The organism is Pseudonocardia terrae (assembly GCF_021343995.1).
Classification (GTDB): Bacteria; Actinomycetota; Actinomycetes; order Mycobacteriales; family Pseudonocardiaceae; genus Pseudonocardia; species Pseudonocardia terrae.
This window is the reverse complement of sequence record NZ_JAJTTE010000028.1, coordinates 65,340-91,113: the sequence shown is the minus strand read 5'-3', so window position 1 is coordinate 91,113 and position 25,774 is coordinate 65,340. Positions and strand designations below refer to the sequence as shown.

27 protein-coding genes and 1 pseudogene are annotated in these 25,774 nt (G+C 73.4%); 15 read left to right on the top strand and 13 right to left on the bottom strand.

Annotation, left to right across the window (positions count from 1 at the left end):
* The first annotated feature begins 34 nt into the window (after positions 1–34).
* Positions 35–718 (top strand): TetR/AcrR family transcriptional regulator, encoded by a 684-nt coding sequence (locus LWC33_RS19685; RefSeq protein WP_305080878.1) that lies wholly within the window; start codon positions 35–37, stop codon positions 716–718.
* A 45-nt stretch (positions 719–763) separates the two neighbouring features.
* Here LWC33_RS19685 and LWC33_RS19680 read toward each other — a convergent pair whose 3' ends face one another.
* On the bottom strand, positions 764–3,121 hold the full coding sequence (locus LWC33_RS19680) for a CaiB/BaiF CoA transferase family protein (protein WP_233305879.1): 2,358 nt from the start codon (positions 3,119–3,121) through the stop codon (positions 764–766).
* Between the two features lie 196 nt (positions 3,122–3,317).
* Here LWC33_RS19680 and LWC33_RS19675 point away from each other — a divergent pair, with 196 nt between their 5' ends.
* From LWC33_RS19675 to LWC33_RS19660, 4 genes are read left to right on the top strand one after another with little or no spacing between them, the layout of a single operon-like run.
* Complete coding sequence (locus LWC33_RS19675; protein ID WP_233305878.1) at positions 3,318–4,436, top strand: acyl-CoA dehydrogenase family protein; 1,119 nt, start codon at positions 3,318–3,320, stop codon at positions 4,434–4,436.
* Positions 4,433–5,632, top strand: a complete 1,200-nt coding sequence (locus LWC33_RS19670; protein ID WP_233305877.1) for an acyl-CoA dehydrogenase family protein — start codon at positions 4,433–4,435, stop codon at positions 5,630–5,632. The genes LWC33_RS19675 and LWC33_RS19670 overlap by 4 nt, the downstream gene beginning before the upstream one ends.
* Positions 5,625–6,821: a thiolase family protein gene (locus LWC33_RS19665; RefSeq protein WP_308190968.1), complete on the top strand. Its 1,197-nt coding sequence runs from the start codon at positions 5,625–5,627 to the stop codon at positions 6,819–6,821. Before LWC33_RS19670 ends, LWC33_RS19665 begins: the two co-directional genes overlap by 8 nt.
* On the top strand, positions 6,821–7,201 hold the full coding sequence (locus LWC33_RS19660) for a Zn-ribbon domain-containing OB-fold protein (RefSeq protein ID WP_233305876.1): 381 nt from the start codon (positions 6,821–6,823) through the stop codon (positions 7,199–7,201). Before LWC33_RS19665 ends, LWC33_RS19660 begins: the two co-directional genes overlap by 1 nt.
* A gap of 22 nt (positions 7,202–7,223) precedes the next feature.
* Here LWC33_RS19660 and LWC33_RS19655 read toward each other — a convergent pair whose 3' ends face one another.
* From LWC33_RS19655 to LWC33_RS19615, 9 genes are all read right to left on the bottom strand, one after another.
* Positions 7,224–8,762 carry an ABC transporter substrate-binding protein gene (locus tag LWC33_RS19655; RefSeq protein WP_233305875.1) on the bottom strand — a complete coding sequence of 513 codons (1,539 nt, stop codon included), beginning with the start codon at positions 8,760–8,762 and terminating at the stop codon, positions 7,224–7,226.
* 77 nt (positions 8,763–8,839) lie between these two features.
* The gene (locus LWC33_RS19650) at positions 8,840–10,393 is read right to left on the bottom strand and encodes an ABC transporter substrate-binding protein (protein ID WP_233305874.1); all 1,554 of its coding nucleotides are present in this window, start codon (positions 10,391–10,393) and stop codon (positions 8,840–8,842) included.
* Positions 10,394–10,418: 25 nt separating this feature from the next.
* The gene (locus LWC33_RS19645; protein WP_233305873.1) at positions 10,419–11,213 is read right to left on the bottom strand and encodes an SDR family NAD(P)-dependent oxidoreductase; all 795 of its coding nucleotides are present in this window, start codon (positions 11,211–11,213) and stop codon (positions 10,419–10,421) included.
* A 13-nt stretch (positions 11,214–11,226) separates the two neighbouring features.
* Positions 11,227–12,168: an NADP-dependent oxidoreductase gene (locus LWC33_RS19640; RefSeq protein ID WP_233305872.1), complete on the bottom strand. Its 942-nt coding sequence runs from the start codon at positions 12,166–12,168 to the stop codon at positions 11,227–11,229.
* Between the two features lies 1 nt (position 12,169).
* A complete protein-coding gene (locus LWC33_RS19635) occupies positions 12,170–13,222 on the bottom strand; it encodes a zinc-dependent alcohol dehydrogenase (RefSeq protein ID WP_233305871.1) in 1,053 nt (350 codons plus the stop codon).
* A complete protein-coding gene (locus LWC33_RS19630; RefSeq protein ID WP_233305870.1) occupies positions 13,219–14,262 on the bottom strand; it encodes an ABC transporter ATP-binding protein in 1,044 nt (347 codons plus the stop codon). Before LWC33_RS19630 ends, LWC33_RS19635 begins: the two co-directional genes overlap by 4 nt.
* The gene (locus tag LWC33_RS19625; protein WP_233305869.1) at positions 14,259–15,305 is read right to left on the bottom strand and encodes an ABC transporter ATP-binding protein; all 1,047 of its coding nucleotides are present in this window, start codon (positions 15,303–15,305) and stop codon (positions 14,259–14,261) included. Before LWC33_RS19625 ends, LWC33_RS19630 begins: the two co-directional genes overlap by 4 nt.
* Positions 15,302–16,282 (bottom strand): ABC transporter permease, encoded by a 981-nt coding sequence (locus LWC33_RS19620; protein WP_233305868.1) that lies wholly within the window; start codon positions 16,280–16,282, stop codon positions 15,302–15,304. The genes LWC33_RS19625 and LWC33_RS19620 overlap by 4 nt, the downstream gene beginning before the upstream one ends.
* Positions 16,279–17,223: an ABC transporter permease gene (locus LWC33_RS19615; RefSeq protein ID WP_233305867.1), complete on the bottom strand. Its 945-nt coding sequence runs from the start codon at positions 17,221–17,223 to the stop codon at positions 16,279–16,281. The genes LWC33_RS19620 and LWC33_RS19615 overlap by 4 nt, the downstream gene beginning before the upstream one ends.
* 391 nt (positions 17,224–17,614) lie before the next feature.
* Between LWC33_RS19615 and LWC33_RS19610 the strand changes: the two genes are divergently transcribed.
* The 9 genes and pseudogenes from LWC33_RS19610 to LWC33_RS36590 all read left to right on the top strand — a co-directional run.
* Positions 17,615–18,856: an LLM class flavin-dependent oxidoreductase gene (locus LWC33_RS19610; protein ID WP_233305866.1), complete on the top strand. Its 1,242-nt coding sequence runs from the start codon at positions 17,615–17,617 to the stop codon at positions 18,854–18,856.
* Complete coding sequence (locus LWC33_RS19605) at positions 18,853–19,800, top strand: alpha/beta fold hydrolase (RefSeq protein ID WP_233305865.1); 948 nt, start codon at positions 18,853–18,855, stop codon at positions 19,798–19,800. Before LWC33_RS19610 ends, LWC33_RS19605 begins: the two co-directional genes overlap by 4 nt.
* A gap of 46 nt (positions 19,801–19,846) precedes the next feature.
* Positions 19,847–20,332: an inorganic diphosphatase gene (locus LWC33_RS19600; protein ID WP_233305864.1), complete on the top strand. Its 486-nt coding sequence runs from the start codon at positions 19,847–19,849 to the stop codon at positions 20,330–20,332.
* Positions 20,333–20,410: 78 nt separating this feature from the next.
* Positions 20,411–20,740, top strand: coding sequence for a hypothetical protein (locus LWC33_RS19595; protein WP_233305863.1), 330 nt, complete (start codon positions 20,411–20,413; stop codon positions 20,738–20,740).
* A gap of 245 nt (positions 20,741–20,985) precedes the next feature.
* On the top strand, positions 20,986–22,095 hold the full coding sequence (locus tag LWC33_RS19590) for an LLM class flavin-dependent oxidoreductase (protein ID WP_233305862.1): 1,110 nt from the start codon (positions 20,986–20,988) through the stop codon (positions 22,093–22,095).
* Complete coding sequence (locus tag LWC33_RS19585) at positions 22,095–22,931, top strand: SDR family NAD(P)-dependent oxidoreductase (RefSeq protein ID WP_233305861.1); 837 nt, start codon at positions 22,095–22,097, stop codon at positions 22,929–22,931. Before LWC33_RS19590 ends, LWC33_RS19585 begins: the two co-directional genes overlap by 1 nt.
* A gap of 3 nt (positions 22,932–22,934) precedes the next feature.
* Positions 22,935–23,534, top strand: coding sequence for a class I adenylate-forming enzyme family protein (locus tag LWC33_RS19580; protein ID WP_233305860.1), 600 nt, complete (start codon positions 22,935–22,937; stop codon positions 23,532–23,534).
* Positions 23,477–23,686 (top strand): hypothetical protein, encoded by a 210-nt coding sequence (locus tag LWC33_RS19575; protein WP_233305859.1) that lies wholly within the window; start codon positions 23,477–23,479, stop codon positions 23,684–23,686. The genes LWC33_RS19580 and LWC33_RS19575 overlap by 58 nt, the downstream gene beginning before the upstream one ends.
* Positions 23,683–23,856: pseudogene (locus LWC33_RS36590) on the top strand (hypothetical protein); the annotation flags it as partial. The gene LWC33_RS19575 and the pseudogene LWC33_RS36590, both read left to right, overlap by 4 nt.
* Before the next feature lie 64 nt (positions 23,857–23,920).
* Here LWC33_RS36590 and LWC33_RS19570 read toward each other — a convergent pair.
* On the bottom strand, positions 23,921–24,229 hold the full coding sequence (locus tag LWC33_RS19570; protein WP_233305858.1) for a hypothetical protein: 309 nt from the start codon (positions 24,227–24,229) through the stop codon (positions 23,921–23,923).
* Positions 24,230–24,321: 92 nt separating this feature from the next.
* Between LWC33_RS19570 and LWC33_RS19565 the strand changes: the two genes are divergently transcribed.
* On the top strand, positions 24,322–24,963 hold the full coding sequence (locus LWC33_RS19565; RefSeq protein ID WP_233305857.1) for a helix-turn-helix domain-containing protein: 642 nt from the start codon (positions 24,322–24,324) through the stop codon (positions 24,961–24,963).
* Here LWC33_RS19565 and LWC33_RS36140 read toward each other — a convergent pair.
* Together LWC33_RS36140 and LWC33_RS19555 are read right to left on the bottom strand one after the other, a co-directional pair.
* Complete coding sequence (locus tag LWC33_RS36140; protein WP_308190969.1) at positions 24,924–25,139, bottom strand: WhiB family transcriptional regulator; 216 nt, start codon at positions 25,137–25,139, stop codon at positions 24,924–24,926. The genes LWC33_RS19565 and LWC33_RS36140 overlap by 40 nt on opposite strands.
* Before the next feature lie 58 nt (positions 25,140–25,197).
* Complete coding sequence (locus LWC33_RS19555; protein WP_233305856.1) at positions 25,198–25,764, bottom strand: Dps family protein; 567 nt, start codon at positions 25,762–25,764, stop codon at positions 25,198–25,200.
* Positions 25,765–25,774: the final 10 nt, after the last annotated feature.

Genomic DNA, 25,774 nt, shown 5'->3' with positions numbered 1-25,774 from the left:
ATGGACGGACGCACATCGGTGCGATACTCCGCCCATGTCGACGAGTCCCGGAGCGGACGGGACCGCGGAGGGGGCCGGGGACGGGGCTGGCGTCCGCGCGGGCCCGCCGGCCGCGGCCCCACCCGTGCGCCGGGCCGGGCGCCCCCGGGACCCCGAGGTCGACCGCAAGGTGCTGGAGGCCGCCCTCGAGGTGTACGCGGACCTCGGGTGGGCCGGGTTCAACTTCGAGGCGGTCGCCCGGCGCGCCGGGGTCGGCCGGCCGGCCCTCTACCGCCGCTGGTTGTCCGCGCGGGCCCTGCTGGTCGACGCGATCGAGCGCTCGGGCACGCGGATCGACGTGCCGGACACCGGGTCGGTGCGGGACCAGCTGGTCGTGCTCGCCCGCCAGCTCCTCGTCGAGTACCTGGGGGCGCGGGGGATCGCGGGGCTGCGGCTGCTGGTCGACGCCCGCACCCACCCCGAGGTGTTCGCCGAGCTCTACGCCCGCCGCAACGAGGAGCGCGTGCGGGCCGCGCGGGCGATCGTCCGCCGCGGCGTCGCGCGCGGTGAGCTGGCCCCGGGCACCTCGCCCACGCTCATCCTCGACGCGGTGTGCGGTGCCATGCTCAACCACGCCCTTGCCACGCCGGACCGGCTGCGCAAGGTCGTGATCGCGGGGGGCGAGCGGTACGCGGCGGAGCTCGTCGACCTCGTGCTGGAGGGGCGGCCCGGCGACTGACGGGCAGGGCGCGGCCGGGCCCTGAACGCGGGCCGCGGCGCCGGCTCAGCCGTGCCGGCGGGACTCCAGCACCCCCGACTCGACCAGCTCGTCGATCCGGTGCTCCGGCATCCCCAGCACCCGGCCGAGCACCTCCTCGGTGTGCTCGGCGCGCAGCGGCGCCGGCCGCAGCCGCGGTTCCGGGAGCCTGCGGAACACCGCGGGCCCGTTGACGGTGGGCAGCACCTCGTCGAGCTGGGGCTGGTGCATCAGCCGGAAGTAGCCGCGGGCGCGCAGGTGCGGGTCGTCGGCGTGGTCGACCAGGCGCTGCATGGCGCCGGCCGGGATCCCGGCGCGTTGCAGCACCTCCACCACCTCGGCGGGCGGACGCGTGCGGGTCCAGGTGGCGAGGTGTGCCGCGATCTCGGTGCGCCGCGCCCGTCGTCCCGCCGCCGTGCGCAGGCCCGGGTCGTCGGGCAGGCCGACGACCGCGCGCAGCCGGGCCCAGTCGCCGTCGTCGCGGACGGCGATCACGCACCACTCGTCGTCGCCGGCGCAGGGGAAGGGGCCGCGCGGGGCGTCCGGGCCGGTCCGGGCCCAGCCGACGCCGGAGCCCGGTTCCAGGGACTCGAGCGCGAACACCTCGGCCAGCTGCGCGAGGATCGTCTCGGCCTGCGACACGCTGACCCGGCGGCCCCGCCGCCGTCGCGGCCGGTCGAGCACCGCCGCGAGGGCGGCGAGCGCGCCGATCCGCGCCGCGACGTGGTCGGGGTAGACCGTGGCGGCGTCACCGAACGCACCGCCCGCGGCCGGGTCGTACCGCCAGAGCTCGCCGAGGCCCGTCGAGGCGCGGACCAGCGGCCCGTAGCCCATCCGGTTGCTCCACGGGCCGGTCGCGCCCAGCGCGCTGGAGTCGACCACCACGATCCCCGGGTTGACGGCGGCGAGGTCGGCGTGGCCCAGCCCGAGCGACTCCATGGTGCCGGGCTTGAAGTTGGTGAGGACCACGTCGGACTCCGCGACCAGGGCGCGGAACACCTCGGCGCCCTCGGGGCGGCGCAGGTCCAGCCCGAGCCCGAGCTTCCCGCGGTGACCCCAGACGAACGACGGCGTGATCGGGGTGTCGCTGACGGTCTGCCGGCTGCCGTCCGGGAAGGCCCGGTTCTCGATCTTGATGACCTCCGCGCCCTGGTCGGCGAAGAGCCGGCCCATCTCGGCCCCGACGACGATCACCCCGAGGTCGAGCACGCGCAGCCCCGCGAGCGGCGTGGCGGGCAGCGGGGGCGCGGGCCGCGCCCACTCGGCCAGCACCTCGGCGGTGTGGGCGCCGAGCGCGGGGGCGGGGGTGCGCAGGCCGGCCCGCAGGCCGTCGAGCTCGACCGGGCCCGCCGGGACGCGCACCGTGGTGCCCCCGGCCGCGACCTCCGCCCAGGTCCCGCGCTCGGCGAAGTGGTCGGACGCGAGGACCTCGGCGGGGGAGAGCAGCGCGGCGATCGGGACGCCCCGCTTCTGGCCCTCGTCCACCAGGTCGTCGCGGGTGCGCTCGGCGAACAGCGCCTCGATCAGCGGGTACAGCCGGTCCCGCGCCTCGAAGCGGATCCCGATGTGCTCGTAGCGGGGATCGGCGAACTCCGCGGGCTCGCCCAGCCAGCCCCACACGCCGCGCCACTGCCGGCCACTGAGGACGCAGATGCGGACGTGCCCGTCGGCGCACGGGAAGATCGGGTAGAGGTGTGCGACGTCCGGCCGGTCCCGGGTGCCGATGGCGCGGGCCCCGCCGGTCGCGCTGCCGGAGATGCCGAACCCCGGATCGACGGCGTGGGTGAGGGCCTCGTGCAGGGAGACGTCGACGAGATCGCCCACACCGGACTCCAGCGCCCCGGCGTACGCGACGAGCGCGGCCCACGCGGCCTGGACCGCGGCGGAGTGGCCCGCGATCGCCGCCGGCGGCGGCAGGGGCGGGAGCCCCGGCCTGCCGGAGCGGGCGAGCGCGCCGCTCATGGCCAGCAGCACCTCGTCGGTGGCGACCCGGTCGCGGTAGGGCCCGGTCTGCCCGAACGCGGTCACCGCCACCACGACCAGCGCGGGGTTGAGGGAGTGGAGCTCCTCCGGGGTGAGTCCGTCCTCCGCGCCGGGCGGGCGGTCGTGCACCAGGATCGCCGCCGAGCGGACGAGCCGCGCCAGGTCCGCCGGGTCGACGACGGCCGAGCGCTTGTTCGCGTCCTGCACCAGGTGCGCCGCGCCGGTCCCGGCCACGAGCGGCTCGCGCCGGCGGGCGGGCGCGCCCTCCGGCGGCTCGATCCGGACGACGTCCGCACCGAGGTCGGCCAGCAGGCGGGTCGTGACGGCGGCGACGCCGTCGGCGAGATCGAGGACCCGGACCCCGCGGAGGGGAAGGTCGAGGGAAAGTTCGCCACCGGTCATCGCGGAATGCCCACCTCGCCCCGTTGCGTCGGTCAGACAGCCCTCCGGACGCTAAATCGAACTCTCATCGTCCGCAATAGGCCTGCCGGGCGGTGTGCGGGCCGAGGACTCTTGCGATGCCGCGCGGGCGACGCCTACGGTCGGGCCGTATCGAATGGTGGTCGTCCGTAATCGACGGTGATCGACGGAGGTGGAGATGCCGGCCTTCGCCGTGCCGCCGGAGCACGCCGACCTGCGGGCGACCGTGCGGCGGTTCCTGGTCGAGTGCTCGCCGGAGGCGGAGGTCCGCCGGCTGATGGAGACGGGGACGGGGCACGACCCCGCGGTCTGGAAACGGATGGCGGGCGAGCTGGGCCTGCAGGGGCTGATCGTCCCCACCCAGTACGGCGGCGCCGGCGCGGGCCGCGTCGAGCTCGGGATCGTGCTGGAGGAGGCCGGGCGGGCGCTGCTCTGCGCACCCCTGTTCGGCACCGTCGCCCTCGCTGCCACCCTGCTGCTGGAGAGCGACGACACCGAGGCGCGGGCCCGGTACCTGCCCGGCATCGCCGCCGGCGACACCGTTGCGACCGTGGCGGTGTCGGCAGCCGACCCGGCGCGTCGCCCGCCCGGCTCCGGGGTCGCCGCGGCCGCCACCGCCGAGGGCTGGCGGCTGACCGGGGAGGAGCCGTACGTCCTGGACGGGGCCGCGGCCGACCTCCTGCTGGTCCCCGCGCGCACCCCGGCGGGCCTCTCGCTCTTCGCCGTGGACGGTCGCCTCGCGCAGCGGCACCCCCTGCAGACCGTCGACCGGACGCGCAGGCAGGCGCGGGTGACGTTCGCGGACACCCCCGGTGAGCTGCTCGGCCGGGACGGGACCGCCGGCCCGGTGCTCGCCCGCACCCTCGACCTCGCGGCCGTGGCGCTGGCGTCCGAGCAGGCCGGGGCGGCCGCCTTCGCGCTGGAGCGGACGGTCGCCTACGCCAAGGAGCGGGTGCAGTTCGGCAGGCCCATCGGCGGCTTCCAGGCGATCAAGCACATGCTCGCGGACCTGCTGCTGGAGTCCGAGTCGGCGATCTCGGCCGCGCGATGGGCGGCGGCCGCGGCCGACGAGGGCGCCCCGGACCTCCCGGCGCTCGCGAGCCTGGTCCGCGCCTACTGCTCCGACGCGTTCGTCCGGATCGCGGCGGACTCCATCCAGATCCACGGCGGGATCGGCTTCACCTGGGACCAGGCCGCCCACCTCTACCTGCGCCGGGCCCGGACGAGCGCCCAGCTGCTCGGCGACCCGGCCTTTCACCGGGAGCGGTACCTGCAGCGGAGCGGAGCGGTGGCATGAGCGAGCCTGCGGCCGGAGCATCGGCCGGGCGCGTGCGCGAGGAGGTCGCGGCCTGGCTGGCGGCCGAGTGGGACCCCGGGACGATGAGGGCGGGCCGGCCGCGCACGCAGTTCGTCGCGAAGGTCGTCGAGGCGGGCTGGGCCGCGCCGCGCTGGCCCCGCCGCTGGTTCGGCCGCGACCTGTCCGACGACGAGGGCCACGTCGTGGAGGAGGAGTTCCGCCGGCTCGGTGCGCCGGGCTCGGGGCAGGACCGGCACAACCTCTACGCGGCCACCGTCCTCACCTTCGGCTCGGATGCGCTGAAGGAGAAGTTCGTCGGCCCGATGTTGCGCGGCGAGGTACCGATGTGCCTGCTCTACAGCGAGCCGGGCGCGGGATCGGACCTCGCCGCCGTCCGGACCCGGGCGGTGCGGGACGGGGACGAGTGGGTCGTCGACGGGCAGAAGGTCTGGACCTCCTCGGCCCGCACGGCGGAGTACGGGATGCTGGTGTGCCGCACGGACTGGTCGGTGCCCAAGCACCGCGGCATCACGTTCTTCCTGTTCCCGATGCGGCAGCCGGGCGTCGAGGTCCGGCCGCTGCACCAGATCACGGGCGAGTCGGAGTTCAACGAGGTCTTCCTGACCGGTGCCCGCGTGCCCGACGAGCACCGCCTCGGCGAGCTCGGCGGCGGCTGGCGGGTGCTGCAGACGGCGCTGGCCTACGAGCGGTCGGTCATGGGCGACCGCGCCCGCGCCGGGCGTGCGGACAGCGGGATGGCGGAGGTGGGGGACGAGCTGGTCCGCCTGGCCGCCGAGACCGGGAGGCTCGGTGATCCCGTGATCCGGCAGGACCTCGCCCGGGTGGCCGCGCTGCGCAAGGTCAACGAGTGGAACGCCCTGCGCGCCAAGGCCGAGGTGGAGCAGGGCTCCTCGTCGTCGGTGATGTCGCTGGGCAAGCTGGCGATGTCCCGGATCCTGCACGAGAGCGCCCGGGTGCGGACCGCGCTCGCCGGGCCGCGGTCCATGGTGGAGGGCCCCGAGGAGCCGATCGGGGACGAGTCGACCTTCCTGGCGCTCAACGCCTACTTCACATCCATCGGCGGCGGCACCGACCAGATCCAGCGCAACATCATCGCCGAGCGCATCCTCGGCCTGCCGAAGGAGTACGAAGTGGACCGCGACGTCCCGTTCTCGGAGGTCCGCAACAGTGGCTGACACCGTGACGCCCCGGACGATGCCCGCGGGCCGCACGCCCGCGATCGTCGGGCTCGGGATGACGGAGATGGGCAAGGTCTACGACCGCACGGCGGGGCGGTTCGCGGCGGATGCGGTGCGCCTCGCCGTGGCGGACGCCGGGCTGCGGCTCTCCGACGTCGACGGGCTGCTGACCTCCGCGGGCGTCGGCGGCGGGGTGGGCCTCGGCCTGGCCCGCGACCTGGGGCTGAAGGACCTCTCGGTGCTGTCCGAGATGCAGTCCTACGGCTCCACGGCCGGGCAGATGGTCCAGTACGCCTCGCTGGCGGTGGCGTCCGGGACGGCCGAGACGATCGCCTGCGTGTTCGCGGACGCCCCGCTGCGCCAGGGCACCTCCACCGGCGCCGCCTACGGCTCGAGGGGTGCCGTGGGCTGGCGCGGAGTGCTCGGCGCGAGCGGGATCGCGGACACCACGTCGATGTACGCGCTCGCCGCCCGCCGGCACATGGACACCTACGGGACCACCCAGGACCAGTTGGGGCACATCGCCGTCGGTCAGCGGGCGTGGGCGGGGATGAACCCGCGAGCGCAGTTCCGGGACCCGCTGACGCTCGAGCAGTACCACGCCTCCCGGTGGATCACCGAGCCCTTCCACCTGCTCGACTGCTGCCTGGTGTCGAACGGCGGCATCGCCGTCGTCGTCACGTCGGCGGAGCGGGCGGCGTCGCTGGCCCGCCCGCCGGTGCACGTCCACGGCTGGGGCCAGGCGCATCCGGGCCGGTCCCTGCTGCGGCACGAGGACTTCGGGCTGGTCTCGGGTGCGGCCCGGTCGGGGCCGGCGGCTCTGGCGATGGCCGGTCTCTCGGTGTCCGACGTGGACGTCGTGGAGCTCTACGACTGCTACACCTTCACCGTGCTGATCACGTTGGAGGACTACGGGTTCTGCCCCAAGGGCGAGGGCGGGCGGTTCGTCGCGGACGGCACCCTGGGTCCGGACGGCAAGCTCAAGGTCAACACCGGCGGCGGTCAGCTGTCGTCGTACTACATGTGGGGCATGACGCCGCTGTCCGAGGCCGTGCTGCAGGCCCGCGGCGAGGCAGGGGAGCGGCAGGTCGCGGAGCACGACGTGGTGCTGGTGTCCGGCAACGGCGGCGTCCTCGACCACCACTCCACCCTCGTCCTGTCCCCGCACGCCCCCGGGAGGGCCTGATGGTCGGTACGGTCTCGCGGGACGCCGCGACCGCGGAGTTCTTCGACGGCACCGCCCGGGGCGAGCTGCTGCTGCGCCGCTGCCCCGAGGGCCACCTCTCCACGCCGTACGCGGAGGCCTGCGAGACCTGCGCAGCGGCGGACCTGACCGCCGTCCCGGCTGCGGGCGGCGGCACAGTGGTCAGCCACGCCGTCTCGCACAAGCGGGACGGCACGACCCTCCCGCTGGTGATCGTCGAGCTGGACGAGGGGCCCTGGTGGTGGTCCTGCCTGGTCGGCGCGGAGCCGGGGCAGGTCACCACGGGCGCACGGGTCCGGCTGACCTTCGAGCGGCCCGAAGGATCCGAGGCGGTGCCGGTGTTCCGGCCGGCCGACGCCTGAGCGGCGCCGACCGGCCGGGCCGTCAGGCCCCCACCCCGACCCCGCGCAGGCTGAACATGAAGTTCACCCGGTAGCCCTCGGTCGGCAGGACCACCTTGCTCGTGTAGGCCATCGGCGGGGTGTGCTGGTGGATCGGCACCCGCTTGCGGATGCCCTTCTCGCTCTCGACCATCTGCCGGACGGCCGGCGCACGGGACTGCGGGTCGGTCCCGAGGAGCGCGGCCCCGTACGCCGTCACGAACTGCGGCGTGCTCACGTTCCACGGGTTGTAGAACTGGTCCGGCAGCTCCGGGAGGTAGGCCGTCGTCGGGTCGCCGACGGGCGAGCCCATGCCGATCAGCGCGTTGCCCTCCTCGCGCGAGAAGAACGTGTCCGCCGTGGTGGCGGCGTCGATCACCCGCGGCTTCACCCGGAACCCGCCCGCCTCCAGCATCGGGATGAGGGCCTCGGCGGCCGAGCGGTGGCTGTCGATGCCCGGGATCAGGAACTCGATGTCGACGCCGTTCGGGTACCCGGCCTCGGCGAGCAGCTGCTTGGCCCGCGCCGGGTCGTAGTCGTAGTCCGGGGCGTCGGGCGTCACGGCCGGGTCGTAGCCCCAGTGGTCCGGCGGCAGGAACTGGGCGACGGGGGTGCCGTAGCCGAAGAAGACGCCGTCGACGATCGCGGTGCGGTCGATGGAGTGCTCCAGGGCCTCCCGCGCCTCGAGCTTGTCGAAGGGCGCCTTGCCGGGGTTCATGAAGAAGTTGAGGATCGCGGTGCTGGCCGAGGGTTCGGCGTTCAGCCCGGCCGCCTTGGCCTGGTCGGCCTGCGAGGCCTCCAGGTTGGCGATGTCCGCCTGGCCGCCGATGAGCATGTTCATCCGGGTGGTGGCCTGCGGCTGCACGTAGATCTCGTACTTGGCGGCCCTGGCCGCCTCCTTGTCCCAGTAGTTCGGGTTCCGTTCGAACCGCACGACCTGGTTCGGGACGTACTCGACCAGCGACGCCATTCCCGAGCCCACGGGCTTCTGGTCCAGGTCGGGGTTGTCGAACGCCGCCGGGCTGATCATCACGCCCGCCGAGCTGGAGAAGAAGTTGGGCAGGTTGCCGCCCGGCCCGTTCAGGTTGATCCGGATCCGTGTGGGCGAGACGACCTGCACGTCCTGGATCGCCCGGATCAGGCCCTTCACCGCGCTGGTCTCCATGAACCGCGCGCGGTCCAGGTTCGCCTTCGCGGCGGTGGCGTCGAACTTGGTGCCGTCGATGAAGGTGACGTCGTCGCGGAGGTCGAGCACCAACGCCTTGCCGTCGTCGACGAACTCCCACTTCGTCGCCAGCTGCGGCTGGAGCTGCCCGAACGTGTCCGCCCGGATCAGGTGGTCGTAGGGCAGCTGATAGACGACGTTGTCCCAGGGGTTGCCCGACTTGTGCGGGTCGAAGGTCGACACCGCCTGGGACCAGGCGAAGCGCAGTGTCGCGTTCGGATCGGCCTGCGTGGCCTGCCCCGAGCCCGATCCGCCCCCGCGCCCGCCGCCGCAGGCGGCGGCGAGCAGCGCCACCACGGCGACCAGCACCGCCAGCACCCTGGACGACGCTCTCCTGTCACGCACCATTGCGCTCCCCTCGTCTCCTCGACCGGCCGCCGCGACGCGGCGCCGGCTCAGCCCGCCACCGCGATGCCGCGGAACACCGGCGCGTAGGCCGGGTGGTAGCCCTCCGGGAAGATCACCTTGTCGGTCCAGACGCTCGGCGGCCGGGCCGCGTAGATGCCGAACTGGCGCCGCAGGTCCTTCTCGTCCTCGATCATCCGGTGCACCGCGGGCAGCCGGGCCTCGCGCGTCGCGCCGACCAGCGAGTCGTTCCAGGCCTGGGTGAACTCCGGGGAGGTCGTGTTCCAGGGGTTGGTGAACTGGCCGGTCAGGTTGGACTCGTACTGGGTCGACGGGTCCACGAACGGCGCGCTCGCGCCGATGTAGGCGTTGCCCTCCTGGCGGCCGAAGAACGTGGCCGGCGTGGTCGCGGGCTCGATCACCCGGGTCCGCGGCCGCAGGCCCACCGCCTCGAGCATCGGGACGACGGCCTCGGAGACGGCGCGGTGGTCGTCGAGCGCGGGGATGAGCATCTCGAACTCGGTCCCGTTCGGGTAGCCGGCCTGCGCCAGCAGCTGCGTCGCCTTCTCCGGGTCGTAGCCGTAGTCCGGCCCGTCCCACGCGACCCGGTCGTCGTACGCCCAGTGCCCCGGCGGGATCAGCTGCGAGGTCGGCGCCCCGATGCCGAACAGCACGCCGTCGACGATCGCCTGCCGGTCGATCGCGTGCTCCAGCGCCTGCCGCACCTCGAGCTTGTCGAACGGCGCCTTGGCGGTGTTGACCGTCATCCGGAAGATCGTCGTGCTCTGCGACGGCTCGACGTGCAGGCCTGCGGCCACCGCCTGGTCCTGCACGGACGGGTCAAGGTAGGTCATGTCGACCTGGCCCGTCTTCAGCATGTTCAGCCGGGTCGGGGAGGAGGTCTGGACGTAGACCTCCACGCCGGCGACCTTCACGGCGTCGGGGTCCCAGTAGTCCGGGGCCTTGGTGTACCGGGTGACCTGGCCCGGGACGTACTCGGTCATGGTGAACATGCCGGAGCCGACGGGCTTCTGGTCCAGGTCGGGGTTGTCGAACGCGGCCGGGCTGATCATGGAGCCGTACCGCTCGGTGAACAGGGCGGGCAGGTTGCCGCCGGGCGAGCTCAGGTTGAGCCGCACCGTCGTCGGGTCGGGGGTGTCGATCGACGCGATCGCCCGCAGGCCGCCCTTGAGCGCGCTGGTCTCCAGCGTCTTCGCCCGCTCGAGGTTGGCCTTCACCGCGGCGGAGTCGAACCTCGTGCCGTCGTGGAAGGTGACGTCGTCGCGCAGGGTCAGCTGCAGGACCTTCCCGTCGTCGAGGAACTCGTAGCCGGTCGCGAGCATGGGGACGACGTCCCCGTTCTGGTCCTCCTGCAGGAGCTGGTCGTAGACCAGGCGCAGGTTGACCATGTCCCAGGCGTTGCTCGAGCGGTGCGGGTCGAAGCTGGAGACGTTCTGCACGAACGCGTACCGCAGGATCGCGTTCGGGTCGGGCCGGTCGGCCGCGCCCGCGGACGCGCCCGTCCCGCCGCCGCAGGCGGTGACCAGCAGCGCGAACGCGGCGACCAGGGCGGCGAGCAGCCGCCGGGACGCAAGGGCCCTCACGGGCGCTCCCCTCGGGGTGGGGCGGTCAGCCCGTGAACTGGCCGCCGGCGGGGTGCAGGATCTGGCCGGTGGTGAAGGACGACTCGTCGCTCGCGAGGTAGAGGCACGCGGCCGCCGACTCGGCCGCCGTGCCGAGCCGGTTCATCGGCGTGATGCTCATGGCCATCGCGTAGGCGGGCTCGTTGTCCTCGAGGCCCGCGATCATCGGCGTGGCCGTGTAGCCGGGGCCGACGGCGTTGACCCGGACGCCGGTGGTCGCCAGCTCCAGGGCCATGACCTTGGTGAGCATCCAGACGCCCGCCTTCGACACGCAGTACGGCGAGGCACCCGCCAGCGGGATCTTGGCGGCGGTCGAGGCGATGTTGACGATCGACCCGCCCGTGCCCTGCGCCAGCATCTGCCGTGTCAGCGCGCGGTCGGTGAACAGCACGCCGAGGACGTTCACGTCGAGCACGCGCCGGAAGGTGTCCGGCTCCAGGTTGACCACGTGCGTCGCGTCGCCGCGGGCCGCCCGGGTCTGGATGTTGCTGGTGCCCTGCGCGGTCGCGACGCCCGCGGCGGCCACCCCGACGTCGACGTGGCCGAAGGCCTCGACCGCCTCCGCGACGAGCGCGTCGCAGTCCGCCTCCGAGGTCGTGTCGGTCCGGACGTACCGCGCCGACCGCCCGGTCTTCTCGACCAGCGCGACCGTCTCGGCGCCGTCCTGGAGGTCGCCGACGACGACGTCCGCGCCCTCCTCGGCGAACCGCACGGCCGTCGCCCGGCCGATGCCGCTGGCGCCTCCGGTGATGACGGCGACCTTGCCGTCGAGCATGCCCATGGTCGATTGCCTCCTAGAAGGTGAGGACGAGCCGGCCGCGGGTGCCGCCGGCCTGCAGCCGCTCGTGGGCGGCGGCCGCCTCGGCGGCCGGGTAGGTGTCGGCGACGCGCAGGGTCAGCCGCCGGTCGAGCACGAGCTGGGCGAGCTTGGCGATCTCCGCGCCGTCGGTGAGGTGGTCGCGCACCATCACCGGGTGGATGCGGATGTCCCGTTCGGTCGGGCCCGCCCAGAACCGGACGGTGGCCAGGGCGCCACCGTCGCGCACGATCGGCAGGGCGCCGGCGTCGAGCACCGCTGCGTCGACGAGGCCGTCGACCCCGTCGGGGACCGCGCCGCGGAAGGCCGCGACCTCCTGGTCGACGTTCCGCGAGGCCCGCACCACGACGTCGGCACCGAGGCCGCGGACGAGCTCCTCGTCGCGGTCGAAGGCGTCGGCGACGATCCGCAGGCCGGCGATCCGGCCGAGCTCGATCGCGTACCCGCCCACGGCTCCGGCCGCCCCGGTCACGCCGAGCGTCTGCCCGGCGGTCAGGCCCAGGTTCAGGAGCGCCGAGTAGACGGTCAGGCCGTTCATCGGGAGCGTGGCGGCCTCGACGTCGGTGATCCCGTCCGGGATCGTCGCGGCGGCGTTGTCCGGCACCACGACGTACTCGGCCTGCGCCCCGCCCAGCGCCCGGCGGGGCATGACGATCGCCATGACCCGTTCGCCGACTCCCCAGGTGCTGTCGGGCCCGACGGCGTCGATCACGCCGGCCATCTCCATCCCCGGGACCCACGGGGCGGGCAGGCCCTCCGACGCACGCGGGCCCCACTGCCGGAACGCCGTGTCGGTCGGGTTGACCGCCGCGGCGGTCGTGCGGATGCGGATCTCGCGGGGCCCGGGCTCCGGGGTGGGCAGCTCGACGAGCCGCAACACCTCCGGGCAACCGGGGTGCGGGATGCCGACGGCGTACATGTCAGGACTCCTGGGGATCGGGGACGACGAGCACCTTCACCGAGCCGTCGACGGCGTGCTGCCGGTCGAACGCCTCGGCGACCCGGGACAGCGGGATGCGGTGGGAGACGAGCGGGGTCACGTCGACCAGGCCGTCGGCCAGCAGCCGGAAGGCCTCGGTCGCGTCGGGCCCGGTGTAGGCGAAGCTGCCGAGCAGCCGCAGCTCCTTCTGCACGACGGTGTCGAGGTCGACGGGCGGGCTCGCGCCGACCAGCCCGGCCACCGAGACGGTGCCGCCGGCCCGGACGACCTCGGTGGCGAGCGTGATCATCGGGGGCGCGCCGGAGCACTCGAAGAACGTGCCGACGTTCCCGCCGACCTGGTACGGCGAGGTCGAGGTGCCCCAGCGGTCCAGCAGGTACGCGCGCGGATCGTCCGCCCGCGCGTCGACGACCTCGGCGCCCAGCCCGGACGCCGCCGCGAGCCGGGCGGGGGAGACGTCGATCCCGACGACGTCCCGGGCGCCGTGGGCGAGCAGGACCCGCAGCACGCACTGCCCGATCGACCCCAGGCCGGACACGACGGCCGGGCCGTCGAGCTCGGGGGCGGCGCTCGTGACCGCCCGGGTCGCGACCGAGAGCGGCTCGAGGAAGGCGCCCTCCTCGAACGCCATCGAGTCCGGCATGCGGTGCAGCCGGGCGCCCGACTCCGCGTTCGGCACCAGCACCTTGTCGGAGAGGCCGCCGCGCGCGCTGTGCACCGGTGCCGCGCACAGGTTCGTCCGGCCGAGGGCGCACTGCCGGCAGGACCCGCAGGGCCCCATCGGGTTCACCGCGACCCGGTCGCCGACCTTCAGGTCGCGGACCCCGACGCCGACCGCGGCGACCGTGCCGGAGAACTCGTGGCCCATCGGGGCGCCCGGGGTGATCCAGGCGCCCTCGGCGAAGGCGTGGACGTCCGAGCCGCAGATGCCGCAGGCCGCGACGTCGAGCACGACGTCGTCGGGGCCGGGGACCGGCTCCTCGACCTCGACCAGCCCGATCCGTCCGACGCCCTCCCAGACCGTGCTCCTCATGCGGGTACCTCCGAGCGGGTCGCGAGGGTCCGGACCGACGCACCGGCGAGGCGCGGACCCGTGGTGTGCAGGTGGCAGGCCACCTCGCCGGATCCCTGCGCGGGGGTGAGCGGGGGGACCTCGGTGCGGCAGACGTCCATCGCGTAGGTGCAGCGGGTGTGGAACCGGCACCCCGGCGGCACCCGCGAGGGGTCCGGGGGATCGCCGGACAGTACGATCCGCTCGCGGCTGCGCTGGGTCTTCGGCGACGGCACGGGGACGGCCGAGAGCAGCGCCTCGGTGTAGGGGTGGGCGGGCGCGTCGAACACCCGGGCCGCCTCGCCGTGCTCGACGATCTGCCCGAGGTACATCACCGCGACCCGGTCGGAGATGTGCCGGACCACCGACAGGTCGTGCGCGATGAACAGGTAGGTCAGGCCGATCTGGGCGGAGAGCTCCTCCAGCAGCCCGATGACCTGGTTCTGGGTGGACACGTCGAGGGCCGAGACGGCCTCGTCGAGCACCAGGATCTTCGGGTCGGCGGCGATCGCGCGGGCGATGGTGAGCCGCTGGCGCTGGCCGCCGGAGAACTCGTGCGGGTAGCGGGTCATGTACTCCGGCGGCAGCCCGACCCGGCGCAGCAGCTCCGCGACCCGCTCCACCCGCTCGGTGCGCCCGAGCTTGACGTGCACGTCGAGGGGTTCGCCGATCGAGTCCCGGACCAGCATCGACGGGTCGAGCGAGGAGTAGGGGTCCTGGAACACCATCTGGATGTCCCGGCGCGCGCTGCGCAGCTCCTTCGCGGGCAGGCCGAGGAGCTCGCGGCCCTCGAGCCGCACCGAGCCGCCGCTGGGCTCGACCAGGCGCATCAGCCCGCGCGCGGTCGTCGACTTGCCGCAGCCGGACTCGCCGACCAGACCGAGCGTCTCGCCCTCGGTGAGGTCGAAGCTCACCCCGTCGACGGCCCTGAGCTCGACCCGCTCGCGGAACAGCCGCTTGCGGGGGGAGAAGGTGACCTCGAGGTCGCGGACGGACAGCAGCGGCTCCGGGGACGGGGTCACGGGTTCCCTCGCAGGGTCAGCTCGGCGTGGCGCAGGCAGCGGGTGGTGTGGTGGGCGGCGACGAGCTCCAGCGCGGGCGCGCTGCCGCCGGTGCAGGCGTCGGCGGCGTACCGGCACCGCGGGTGGAAGCGGCACCCGTCGGGCATCGCCCCGACCCGCGGCGGATGTCCCGGGATGCTCGCCAGCGCCTCGGACGGGTTGTCCATCCGCGGCATCGCGGCCAGCAGCCCCTCCATGTACGGGTGCCGCGGGTCCTCGAACAGGTCGTCGAGGCCGGCGCTCTCCACGCTCTGGCCGGCGTACATGACCAGGACCCGGTCGCAGACGTCGGCGACCACCCCGAGGTCGTGGGTGATGAAGATGACCGACATCCCGTGCTCGCGCTGGATCTCCCGGAGCAGCTCGAGGATCTGCGCCTGCACGGTGACGTCGAGGGCGGTGGTCGGCTCGTCGGCCACGATCACGTCGGGGTTGCAGGCCAGCGCGATCGCGATCATCACGCGCTGCCGCATGCCGCCGGAGAACTCGAAGGGGTACTGGGTGGCCCGCCGGGCGGGGCTCGGCACCCCCACCCGGTCGAGGAGCTCGACCGCCCGCCGCCTCGACTCCCGCCGGCTCGCGCCCTCGTGCCGGCGCAGCACCTCGGCGATCTGGTCGCCGACGGTGAACGCCGGGTTCAGGCTGCTCATCGGCTCCTGGAAGATCATGGAGATCGTCGGGCCGCGGACGTCGGACATCTGCTTCGGCGTGAGCCGGGTGAGGTCGTGATCGAGTAGCCGCAGGGTGTCCGCCCGGACGCGGGTCTGTCGCGGCGGCATCAGGCCGGCGATGGACAGGCAGGTCACGCTCTTGCCGGAGCCGGACTCGCCGACGATCCCGAGCGTCTCCCCGCGGCGGACGTCGAAGCTCACCCCGTCGACGACGGTCGCCCACCCGGACTCGGTCAGCACGTCGACGACGAGATTGTCCACCTCGAGGGTGGTGTCGGTGCCGGTGTCCGCGCGGGTGGCGGCACCGCCGGCACTGCCGGTGGTGGCGGTCACGACTCGGTCCTTTCCTCGCGGCCGAGGGCGTCGCGGAGCCCGTCGCCGAGCGTCACGAAGGTGAAGACGGTCAGCGCGATCAGCACGCCGGGGAAGATGCCCAGCCACGGCGAGCGTCCGAAGTAGAGGAAGCCCTCGCGGATCATGGAGCCCCAGCTCGCGTCCGGCGGCTGGACGCCGAGGCCGAGGAAGCTCAGTCCGGCCTCCGACAGCATCGCGTAGCCCGCGGTGACGGCGATCGCGACGGTCAACGGGGACAGGGTGTTCGGCAGGATGTGGCGGAGGATGACCATCCAGGTCGGGGTCCCGATGCTGCGGGACGCCTCGACGAACGTCTCCTCCTTCAGCCCCAGCATCACACCCCGGACGAGCCGCAGGAACCGCGGTGCCATCAGGATCCCGACGGCGAACATGGCGTTGCGCAGGCTCGGGCCGAGCACGCCGACCAGGGCGATCGCGAGCAGCAGCGGGGGGAAGCTCATCGCCGCGTCGTTGAGCCGCATGACGACCTGGTCGAGGCGGCCGGACAGGAAGCCCGAGAGGAAGCCCAGCGGCACCCCGATCGCCATCGCCACGGCCAGCGCCAGCGCGATGGCCAGCAACGAGACCCGGGTCCCGACGATGAGCCTGCTCAGGATGTCGCGGCCCAGCTGGTCGGTGCCGAGCAGGTGCCCGGGGGAGAACGGATCCAGCAGGACCGCGCGCAGGTTCTGGGCGTTCGGGTCGGCCGGGGTGATGAACGGGCCGATCAGCGCGATCAGGACCAGGAAGGCGAGGACGCCGAGGGCGACCATCGCGCCCCGGTTGCCGCCGACCCGGCGCCGGAAGTCGGCCCAGGCCCCGCCGCCGTGGGCGAGGGCGTCGGCGGAGACCGAGGCGGGCGCGCCGGACGGCATCGCCGAGGCCGCGGGGGCCTCCGGGGCGACCTCCGCCGGCCGTTCCCGGGCCGGGCCCGGCTTCTTCTCCACGTTGGTCATCGGGGCCGCACCTTCGGGTTGAGGTAGCCGTACGTGAGGTCGACGAGCAGGTTCGAGAGCATCGCGACGAGGACGGCGACCAGCACGATCCCCTGGATCACCGGGATGTCGCGGGTGGTCACCGCGTTCAGCGCGACCTGGCCGAGGCCGGGGACGCCGAAGATCTGCTCCACGAGCACGGCGCCGCCGAGCAGCGCGGTGATCTGCAGGCCCAGCACCGTGACCAGCGGGACGCTCGCGTTCTTCATGACGTGCTTGCCGATCACCATCCGGCCACGCAGGCCCTTCGCCCGCGCCGTGCGCACGTAGTCCTGCTGCAGCACTCCGATGATCGACCCGCGCAGCTGCCGGGCGCTCTCGGCGGCGCCGGCGATGCCGAGCGTCAGGGCCGGCAGCAGGATGTGGGAGAACCAGGCGCCGGGATCGTCCTCGATCGCGACGTAGCCGGTGGCCGGCAGCCAGCCCAGGGTGAGGCTGAACAGCAGCACGAACATCAGGCCGAGCCAGAACGACGGGAGGGCGATGCCGAGGGACGAGCCGATGCTCGAGATCCGGTCGAGCCACGTCCCGCGGCGCAGCGCCGAGACGATCGCGGTGGGCACCGCGATCACCAGCGAGATGACCAGCGCCGAGCCGGCGAGGGCGAGCGTGACGGGGAGCCCGTCGCCGATGGAGGTGGCGACCGGCCGGCTCGTGAACAACGAGGTGCCGAGGTCGCCCGACAGCGCCGAGGTGATCCAGTCCCAGTACTGCACGACCATCGGCCGGTCGAGCCCCAGCCGTTCGCGCACGGCCGCCACCTGTTCGACGGTGGCCTCCGGGCCGGCGATGGTGACGGCCGGGTCACCCGGGATCAGCAGCACCAGGCCGAAGACGACGAAGGTCACCAGCAGGAGTACGGGAACGGTGGTCGCCAGGCGCGTCAGAAAGAACTTCAGCACGAATGCTCAACCTCCTCGTTGAAGTCGGCGCATCGATTCTTCGTCGGGAAATCCGGGCAGCGTGCGGCCCATTCCGGGGGTCTCCCGGAGGGCGCCAGGACCGGCCTCGGGTTCGCCCGGGCCGGGCTCTCGGCAGGGGATCGGACGGTCGGCGTCGAGATCGGACGCTAAGTGAGGCGGGCCGTTACGGGCAACGGTCAGCACGTCCGACTTCGGATAACGATCGTATAACCGACTTTTTCCGGCCGATCCGGCCGGCGCATTGGGACGATGTCCACACTTTTCCCGGAAGTGTTGTGCGGATCCCCATTGTCGTCTCGTCGGGCGCCGCTCACGCTGACCCCGGGCCCGGCGGGTGCCGGTCGCCGCTTCGAGGTCAGGAGACGGAACGGTGAAGTTCCACTGGTTCGCGGAGGTCACCTACGACGGCCTGCCGCCCGACTTCCCGGCACCGGGACAGGGCGGCTGGGTGGACAGCCCGATCGCCATGGCCGACCCCGTACGGGTCGGCGCCAACTACCGCATGTTCATCCGGCTCATGCAGCAGGCCGATCGCGACGGCTTCGACGGGCTGGCGGTCAACGAGCACCACCAGACCCCGTTCGCCATGACACCCTCGCCGAACCTCCTGGCCGCCAGTGTCGCGAGCACCACCGAGAAGGCCGCGATCCTCGTGATCGGCGACTCGTTGGCGCTCTACAACCCGCCGACCCGCGTCGCCGAGGAGATGGCCTACCTGGACTGCCTGTCCGAGGGGCGGCTGATCGCGGGGTTCGTGTTCGGCACCCCGATGGACTCCACGCACGCCTACGGCCGGCCACCGATCGAGCTCCGCGAGCGCTTCCACGAGGCACGCGAGCTCATCCTGCGGGCCTGGGAGGAGCCGGAGCCGTTCGCCTTCAACGGGCGCTTCACCCAGCTCCGCCAGGTCAACCTGTGGCCGCGACCGATCCAGCGCAGGCCGCCGATCTGGGTCCCCGGGTCGTCGAGCCCGGAGACCTGGGAGCTCGTGACTCGCGAGAACTACTGCTACGGCCACCTGTCCTTCTCCGGGCTGAGGGCCGCCAAGCCGCTCGTCGACGGGTACTGGGACTACGTGGCCGCCCACGACGGCGACATGAACCCCCACCGGATGGCGTTCACCCAGATCGTCTGCGTCGCCGACACCGACCGCGAGGCGGAGGAGAAGTACGCCGAGGCGGTGCGCTACTTCCAGCGCGTCCGGGACCCCGCTGTGCGCTGGGCGACGCCACCGGGCTACCACTCGTCCGCGGCCCTGGCGGGGATGCTCGGGCGGACGACCACGCCGGGGGCCCAGGAGGACAAGCGGCGCGCCGTGTCCGGGGAGATGTCCTTCTGGGAGTACGACGAGAAGGGCTACATCGTCGCCGGTACCCCGGGCCGGGTGGCGCAGCGGTTGCGCGAGCTGGCCACCGAGCTGCGCGTCGGGCAGCTCATCGCCTCCCTGCACATGGGCAACCTCCCGGAGGAGACCGCCGCGATGAACACGCACCTGTTCGGTACGAAGGTGATCCCTCAGCTGCGCGACCTGTGGGCCGACCAGCCGGACCACTGGACGCCCGAGGTCAGCAGGGCGCGCCTGGCCGCCCCGACCCTGGTGGCGGGCGCGTGAGCACCACGACGGTCAACGGTGTCCGGCTCCGGTACGACGTCCAGGGCGACGGCCCCCCGCTCCTGCTGATCGCGGGGCTGGGGCTCAGCTCCCTCGCGTGGGCCGCTGCCGTCCCGCGGCTCCGCGAGGGCTTCACCGTGATCACGTTCGACAACCGCGGGACCGGGCTGTCGGAGGTGCCGCCCGGCCCGTACCCGATCGACACCCTCGGCGACGACGCCGCCGCGCTGGTCGAGCACCTCGGGGTCGGCCCGGTCTCGGCCGTCGGCTGGTCGCTGGGCGGTTCGGTGCTCCAGTCGATGCTGGTGCGGCACGGGGACGTGCTGTCGAAGGCGGTGCTGCTCAACGCCTTCCCCTCCTACACCGGCGTCCAGGACGCGTGGCTCGACGCGGGGCTGGCCCTGCGCCGGGCGGGCGTGGACCCGGTGGCGATCGGGATCCACGGGATGCCGTGGGCGTTCACCCCGCGTCTGCTCGCCGACCACGCCGCCACCGAGGCCCAGGCCGAGCTGGCCCGCAAGGACCCGCACCCGACGACGCTCGCGGGCTTCGAGGCGCAGGCCGCGGGCCTGCGCGTCTACGACTCGCGGGCCGACCTGCCCTCGGCGACCACGCCCACGCTCGTGCTGGCGGGCGCCGAGGACGTGCTGACCCCGGTCGCGCAGTCGGTGGAGATGGCCGAGCTGCTCCCGCACGGCACGCTGCAGGTCCTGCCGCGGGGCGGCCACGGGATGCTCGTCGAGTACCTCGACGACACCCTCGCGGCGATCATCGCCTACCTCGGGGCGGACCCGCGCGCCCGCCCTCGGCCCGTCGGCCCGGTCGGCCCGGTCGGTGCTGTCGGTGCTGCCGCCGAGCCGGTCGGGACGGCCGTCGCGGTGATCGGGGCGGGTCGTCCCGTCGTCCTGCCCGACGATCTCGCCGACACGCCGCAGGTGCGGTGAGCCGCCTCGTACGGGTCACTCCGCCGGGCGCGGGTACGCCGGGGACATGACTGATCGGGTCGACGTCGTCGTCGAGATCCCCTGGGGCTCGCGCAACAAGTACGAGTACGACGAGTCCGCCGGCGTGATGCGGTTCGACCGGCGGCTCCCCGGTTCGTTCGCGTTCCCCGCGGACTACGGGTTCGTGCCGGGTGCCCTGGGCACGGACGACGAGCCGCTCGACGCGCTGGTGCTGATGGTGGAGCCGACCTTCCCCGGCGTGCGGGTGAGCTGCCGCCTCGTCGGGGTGTTCTGGCTGCGGATCGGCGAGCGGCGCGAGGCGAAGCTGGTGTGCGTGCCGGAGGGCGACCCGGCCTACGACGGCGTCGACGATATGAGCGGGCTCAGCCGGCACCAGCGCGCGGAGCTGGGCAACTTCTTCGACATCTACCGCAGCCTGGACCCCGACAGCGAGGCGACGAGCGAGGGCTCCGAGGGCGCCGAGGCCGCGGCGCGGGTGCTGACGCAGGCGCGGCAACGCGCCGCGGGATAGCCGCCCGCCGGCGGCCCGGACCGTGCGCGGCACTCGCCGGTCCCCTCCGCTCCCCTCCTGGGGCCTAGGCTCGGGACGGTGAGCGACAACTTGGTCGAACTGCAGCTCGACGAGGCCGGCCTGTCCGGGGACCTGCCCCGGCCGCAGGACGGTGAGCAGGACGAGATCCAGGACGTGCCCTTCCGGCCCGTGGTGTTCCGCGACGACGATCTCCCGTCGGCGCTGGCCCGTTCCGCGGAATGGCTGCGCGCCGCGCAGGAGTGGCTCGGCGAGCCGCTCGACGTCATCGCGATCCACCTCGACTACGACGACCGGGCCGGGGCCCCGTACTACGAGGTCAAGCTGCTGTGCAACGAGGAGGACCTGGCCGGCGCGCCGGTCGCGAGGCGGCGCGCGGAAGGCAGCTGAGCCGGCCGCAACCCGCTCCCTTCCCGGACGGGGATGAACCCTGGGCGGGAACCACACCGTCGTTCGGCTGTCCACGGTTGTGGAGACCACCAAGGTGACACAGGGTAGGCATCTTGACGCCGATCGTGGCCCGACGACACAGTGACTCGGCCTGCGATCAGCAGACCCGTGTTCGTCCGTGAGGTCGAGTTCCGGGCGTCGTGCCTGCGCCCGGAGCCGACCGGACCTGCGAGAGGACCCGACCGATGAAGTTCGGTTTCTTCACCATGCCGGAGCATCCGCCCCGCGAGAACTGGACGCTCTCGTACGACCGCGACATCGCGACGATCGTCGAGGCCGAGCGGCTGGGCTTCTCGGAGTTCTGGATCGGCGAGCACCACACGGGCGGCTACGAGAACGTGCCGGTGCCGGAGTACATGATCGCCAAGGCGTCCGCGGTGACCCACCGGATCCGGCTGGGCACCGGCGTGATCAACCTGCCCTACCAGGACCCCTTCATGGTGGCCGAGCGGATGGCCTTCCTGGACCACCTCACGCACGGCCGGCTCGAGTACGGCTTCGGCGGCGGCGGGCTGCCCACGGACAAGGCGCTGTTCGGCCTGGAGCCCTCCGAGGCGTCGCCGCGGACGAACGAGGCGCTCGAGATCATCTGGCAGCTGCTCACGTCGGACGATCCCGTCACCTACGAGGGCGTGTACTGGAAGTACGAGAACCGGCAGCTGCAGGTGGGCCCGTACCAGGACGTGCCGCCGTTCGCGATCGCCGGTCTCACCGGAGTGCACAACTACGCCAAGTGCGGCGAGCGTGGCTGGAAGCCGCTGTCCGTGCACTTCGCGCCCACGGACAACGGCACGTACCAGGATGCGCCGGACCTCAAGGCGATGGGCGCGGCCATGTTGGAGGCGGGCGCCCGCTCCGGCATCGACCCCGCCGTGACCAGGGACAACTGGCGGATCGTGCGCGAGGTCTACGTCACCGACGACAAGGACCAGGCGCTGCGCGACATCCGCGAGGGCGTGAAGCTCTCCTACGACTACCTGTTCGGGCTCGGCCTCGGCGCGCTGATGAAGATCGGCGACGGGATGACCGACGCGGACCTCACGCTGGACTGGATGGTCGACAACATCCCGTGGATCATCGGCAGTCCCGAGGACTGCGTGCGGCAGATCAAGGAACTCGAGGAGGAGGTCGGCGGCTTCGGCACGCTGCTGATCAACTGCCGGGACTGGGTGACCACGGACAGGTGGAACCGGTCGCTGGAGATGTTCGCCCGGTACGTCATGCCGCACTTCACGAAGCGTGAGCGCCTCGACCGGCGGCAGAAGCTGGCCGACCGCGCTCTCGGCATCGACTGATGGAGGCCGGGCTGTCGTCGCCGGTCCCGGAGCTCGCCGGCCGCACCGTGTTCGTCACGGGCGGCGGCAGCGGGATCGGCAAGGGGATCACCGCGGCGGTGCTGGAGAAGGGGGCGAACGTCGTCGTCCTCGAGATCGAGCCCGCGAACATCGAGGCCGCGTCCGCGGAGCTCGGGGGCGGCGACCGGATCGCCTGGCACGAGGGCTCGGTGTCGGTGGCGGCCGACGTCCAGGCGGCGTTCGCGCTGGCCGCCGAGCGGTTCGGCGTGGTCGACCACCTGGTCAACAACGCCGGCACCGCCACGGTCTCGCTGGTCGAGGACACCACCGAGGAGGAGTGGGACCTCGTCGTCGACACGCTGCTGAAGGGGACGTTCCTCTGCACGAGGGAGTTCGCGCGGCAGCTCCCCGACGACGGTGCGCCCCGCTCGATCGTCAACATCTCCTCGCTCAACGCGATCGCGGCCACGGACGGGATGGGGCACTACTGCGCCGCGAAGGCCGGTGTCATGCAGTTCACGCAGACCTGCGCGGGGGAGCTCGGCCGGCGTGGCGTCCGGGTCAACTCGATCGGGCCGGGCCTGGTCAACACCCCGCTCGGGGAGGGCTTCTCCGTCGGGCAGATCGGGCAGGAGTTCACCGACCGGACCCTGGTCGCGGACAAGCGCAACCAGGAGCCGTCGGACATCGCCGACGTGGCGTTGTTCCTGATGTCGCCTGCGGCGCAACGGATCACGGGTCACTTCCTCCCGGTCGACGGGGGCCAGCACGTCCGCGGCCTGCACTCGTACTGGGACGTCGCGTTCGCGCAGGGCCTGGTGGAGAGGCCGTCCTGAGAGGTGCGCGCGACGCTGGGTGAGGAGTTCGAGGCCGCCTTGCACCGCCACCGTGCACGGACGGCGGTCGAGGCCGGCGGGCGGAGCTGGACCTACCGCGACCTCGATCGCTGGTCCGCGGCGGTGGCGGACCAGCTCCGGTCCGGCGGCGTGCGCGCGGGCGACGCGGTGGCCCTCTACCTGGGCAACTGCGTCGATTTCGTGGTGGCGGACGTTGCGGTGGCGCGGATGGGCGCGGTGAAGGTGCCCGTCAACCCGCTGCTGCCCGAGTCGACGGTCGCCCACGTCCTGAAGGCGGCGCGGGTCCGGGCGCTCGTGCTCGGCAGCAGCGTCGCGGCCCTCGGTGAGCGGGCCGGGGCGGGCCTGCCGGTCCTGCGGGTCGACGACGGCGGCGGCCCGCCGGTGGGGGAGAGCCTGACCGGTCCCGCCGACGTCGCCGTGCCGCCGCCCGGGACCGGCGCCGCGGACCGGGCGGCGATCTACTTCACCGGAGGCACCACCGGGCTGCCGAAGGGGTCGTGCACACCCAGGCCGCGGCCGTCGCGGTGCAGTACGCGCAGATCCTCGAGGCCGAGATCGCCCAGGACGAGCGGCTGCTGCTGATGACCCCGCTCGCACACGCGGCCGGGTTGTTCGCGCAGTCCGCGCTGGTCCGCGGCGCGACGATCGTGATCGAGCCGGGCTTCGACGCCGCCCGCGCCCTCGACCTGCTGCGCGACCGGGGATCACCTGGACCTTCCTCGTGCCGACGATGATCTACCGGCTGCTCGACCTGGTCCGGGAGCGGGAGGACCTGCCGCTGCGCACGGTCGTCTACGGCGCCGCCCCGATCGCGCCGTCGCGGCTCGCGCGGGCACTGGACGTGTTCGGGCCGGTGTTCGTGCAGCTCTTCGGCCAGACCGAGTGCCCGAACTGGGGCACCCGGCTGGCCAAGCACGACCACGACCCCGCCCGGCCGGAGCTGCTCGGCTCGTGCGGGCAGGCGTCGATCATGGCTGACGCCCGGTCGTCGACGACGCCGACTCGCCGGTGGTCGCGGGGGTCTCGATGCGGTCCCGGGAGTGCCGGAGGGAGGCGCCCGCGGCGGCACAGCCGTCGACCAGGTCGACGCAGGCGGCCAACACCCGGTCGACGACCTGTTCGCTGCTGCCGGCGCGGTAGAGGTCGCGGGCCAGCTCGGCCATCGACAGGGCGAGCCGGCGCGGCGCTGCGCTCGCCGACTCCATGGCCCGGTCCTCGTGGAAGGAGCCCTCGCGAAGATCGTGGATCCAGCCCTGCCCCGGGGAGCGGTCGTCCATCGTCCTCCTCACGTACCGCCGCGGTCCCGGCCCGGGTTCCTCGGGCGCGCTTGCCTGAACCTATAGCAGCTGCTACAAGTTTCGCGCGGCACGTGACAGCTGTCGACGAGCGGTTGCGCGTGCTCGGGACGCGGCGGCGGAAGGGAGGCGGGCGGCAGGTCGTGGCCGACAACCCCGGCGGGCCCGGCGACAGCAAGCTCGACGACGACAGGCCCGACGACGTGGACCACCCGTCCGTCTCGATGGGGCGCGCCGCCGAGATCCTCGGTGTCCGGCCCGCGTTCCTGCGCAGCCTGGACAACGCCGGCGCCCTGCAGCCGCACCGCACCGACGGCGGGCACCGCCGGTACTCGCGCCGCCAGCTCACCCTGGCCGGCCGGCTGCGCGAGCTGCTCGACACGGGGCACACGCTGGCCTCCGCGCAGACCATCGCCGACCTCGAGGACCGACTGGTCGTCAGCGACCGGGCCCGCGAACGCGCCGACGACGCCCGCCGCGAGGCCGACGACGCCCGCCGCGAGGCCGACGACGCCCGCCGGCGGGCCGAGGACGCCCGCCGCGAGGCCGACGACGCGCGCAACCAGGCCACCGAGGCGCTCGACACCGCACGCTCGGACCTGCGGCACCGCGCCGACGAGCTGGCCCGGGCCCGGGAACAGCTCGACGACGCCCGTGGCGAGATCGAGGACCTGACTCATCGGCTGCGGGCCGGTCCGGAGGGGCGCCGTGCCTGACGGTCAGGTACGCGGTCGGCGACGCGCCGACCGGGTGATCGCGAGCCGTTCGTGCTCCGAGAGCCCGCCCACACGCCGTAGGGCTCGTCGACGGCGAGGGCGTGCCGACGGCACTCGTCGAGGACGGGGCATTGCCCTGGGAGGAGTCGGTAGCGGGGCCGATCGCAGAGTGGCAGCGCAGCGGCCGGCGCGCCGGACGGGCGACCCGGTGAGGGCCGCCCGTCCGGTGAGGCGTCAGCGGTCGGCGGCCTTGGCCGCGTCGACCTCGGTGTCCGCGGTCGCCGAGCGGAGCGTGCCGTCGGCGTTCTCGAGGTGCGCCCGGACGAACCACTGGTACTGCTCGAGCTCGCCGGCCTGGGCGATCAGCATGTCCTGGGTGACCGGGTCGAGCTCCTCGGTCTTCTCGATCGCGGTCCGGTGGTCCTCGATCACCCCGGCGTAGACGAGGTCGAGGGCGCCGAGGTGGGCGATCGCGTCGTTGCGGCCGATCGAGTAGTCGTCCCAGCTGCGCTGCGCGACCAGGGCGCCGGGGGTGCCGCACGGCGAGCCGCCGAGGGTGGCGATCCGCTCGGCGACGTCGTCGACCATCCCGCGGACGCCGTCGACCTGAGGGTCGAGCATGGTGTGCACCGCGATGAAGTTCGGCCCGACCACGTTCCAGTGCACGTGCTTGAGCGTCAGCGCGAGGTCGTTGAGAGCGTTGAGCCGGTCCTGCAGGAGGGTGACGACCTCACCGGCCTGGTCGGTCTTCATGCCGGGGACGGTGTAGTTGATCTGCGGGCGGGACTCGGTGGTGCTCATGGTGTCCTTC

What these genes read in the sequence shown, in the direction of transcription:
- LWC33_RS19685 (WP_305080878.1), top strand. Translation starts at nt 35, where the DNA reads ATGTCGACGAGTCCCGGAGCGGACGGGACCGCGGAGGGGGCCGGGGAC.
- LWC33_RS19680 (WP_233305879.1), bottom strand. Translation starts at nt 3,121, where the DNA reads ATGACCGGTGGCGAACTTTCCCTCGACCTTCCCCTCCGCGGGGTCCGG.
- LWC33_RS19675 (WP_233305878.1), top strand. Translation starts at nt 3,318, where the DNA reads ATGCCGGCCTTCGCCGTGCCGCCGGAGCACGCCGACCTGCGGGCGACC.
- LWC33_RS19670 (WP_233305877.1), top strand. Translation starts at nt 4,433, where the DNA reads ATGAGCGAGCCTGCGGCCGGAGCATCGGCCGGGCGCGTGCGCGAGGAG.
- LWC33_RS19660 (WP_233305876.1), top strand. Translation starts at nt 6,821, where the DNA reads ATGGTCGGTACGGTCTCGCGGGACGCCGCGACCGCGGAGTTCTTCGAC.
- LWC33_RS19645 (WP_233305873.1), bottom strand. Translation starts at nt 11,213, where the DNA reads ATGGGCATGCTCGACGGCAAGGTCGCCGTCATCACCGGAGGCGCCAGC.
- LWC33_RS19640 (WP_233305872.1), bottom strand. Translation starts at nt 12,168, where the DNA reads ATGTACGCCGTCGGCATCCCGCACCCCGGTTGCCCGGAGGTGTTGCGG.
- LWC33_RS19635 (WP_233305871.1), bottom strand. Translation starts at nt 13,222, where the DNA reads ATGAGGAGCACGGTCTGGGAGGGCGTCGGACGGATCGGGCTGGTCGAG.
- LWC33_RS19620 (WP_233305868.1), bottom strand. Translation starts at nt 16,282, where the DNA reads ATGACCAACGTGGAGAAGAAGCCGGGCCCGGCCCGGGAACGGCCGGCG.
- LWC33_RS19600 (WP_233305864.1), top strand. Translation starts at nt 19,847, where the DNA reads ATGACTGATCGGGTCGACGTCGTCGTCGAGATCCCCTGGGGCTCGCGC.
- LWC33_RS19590 (WP_233305862.1), top strand. Translation starts at nt 20,986, where the DNA reads ATGAAGTTCGGTTTCTTCACCATGCCGGAGCATCCGCCCCGCGAGAAC.
- LWC33_RS19585 (WP_233305861.1), top strand. Translation starts at nt 22,095, where the DNA reads ATGGAGGCCGGGCTGTCGTCGCCGGTCCCGGAGCTCGCCGGCCGCACC.
- LWC33_RS19570 (WP_233305858.1), bottom strand. Translation starts at nt 24,229, where the DNA reads ATGGACGACCGCTCCCCGGGGCAGGGCTGGATCCACGATCTTCGCGAG.
- LWC33_RS19555 (WP_233305856.1), bottom strand. Translation starts at nt 25,764, where the DNA reads ATGAGCACCACCGAGTCCCGCCCGCAGATCAACTACACCGTCCCCGGC.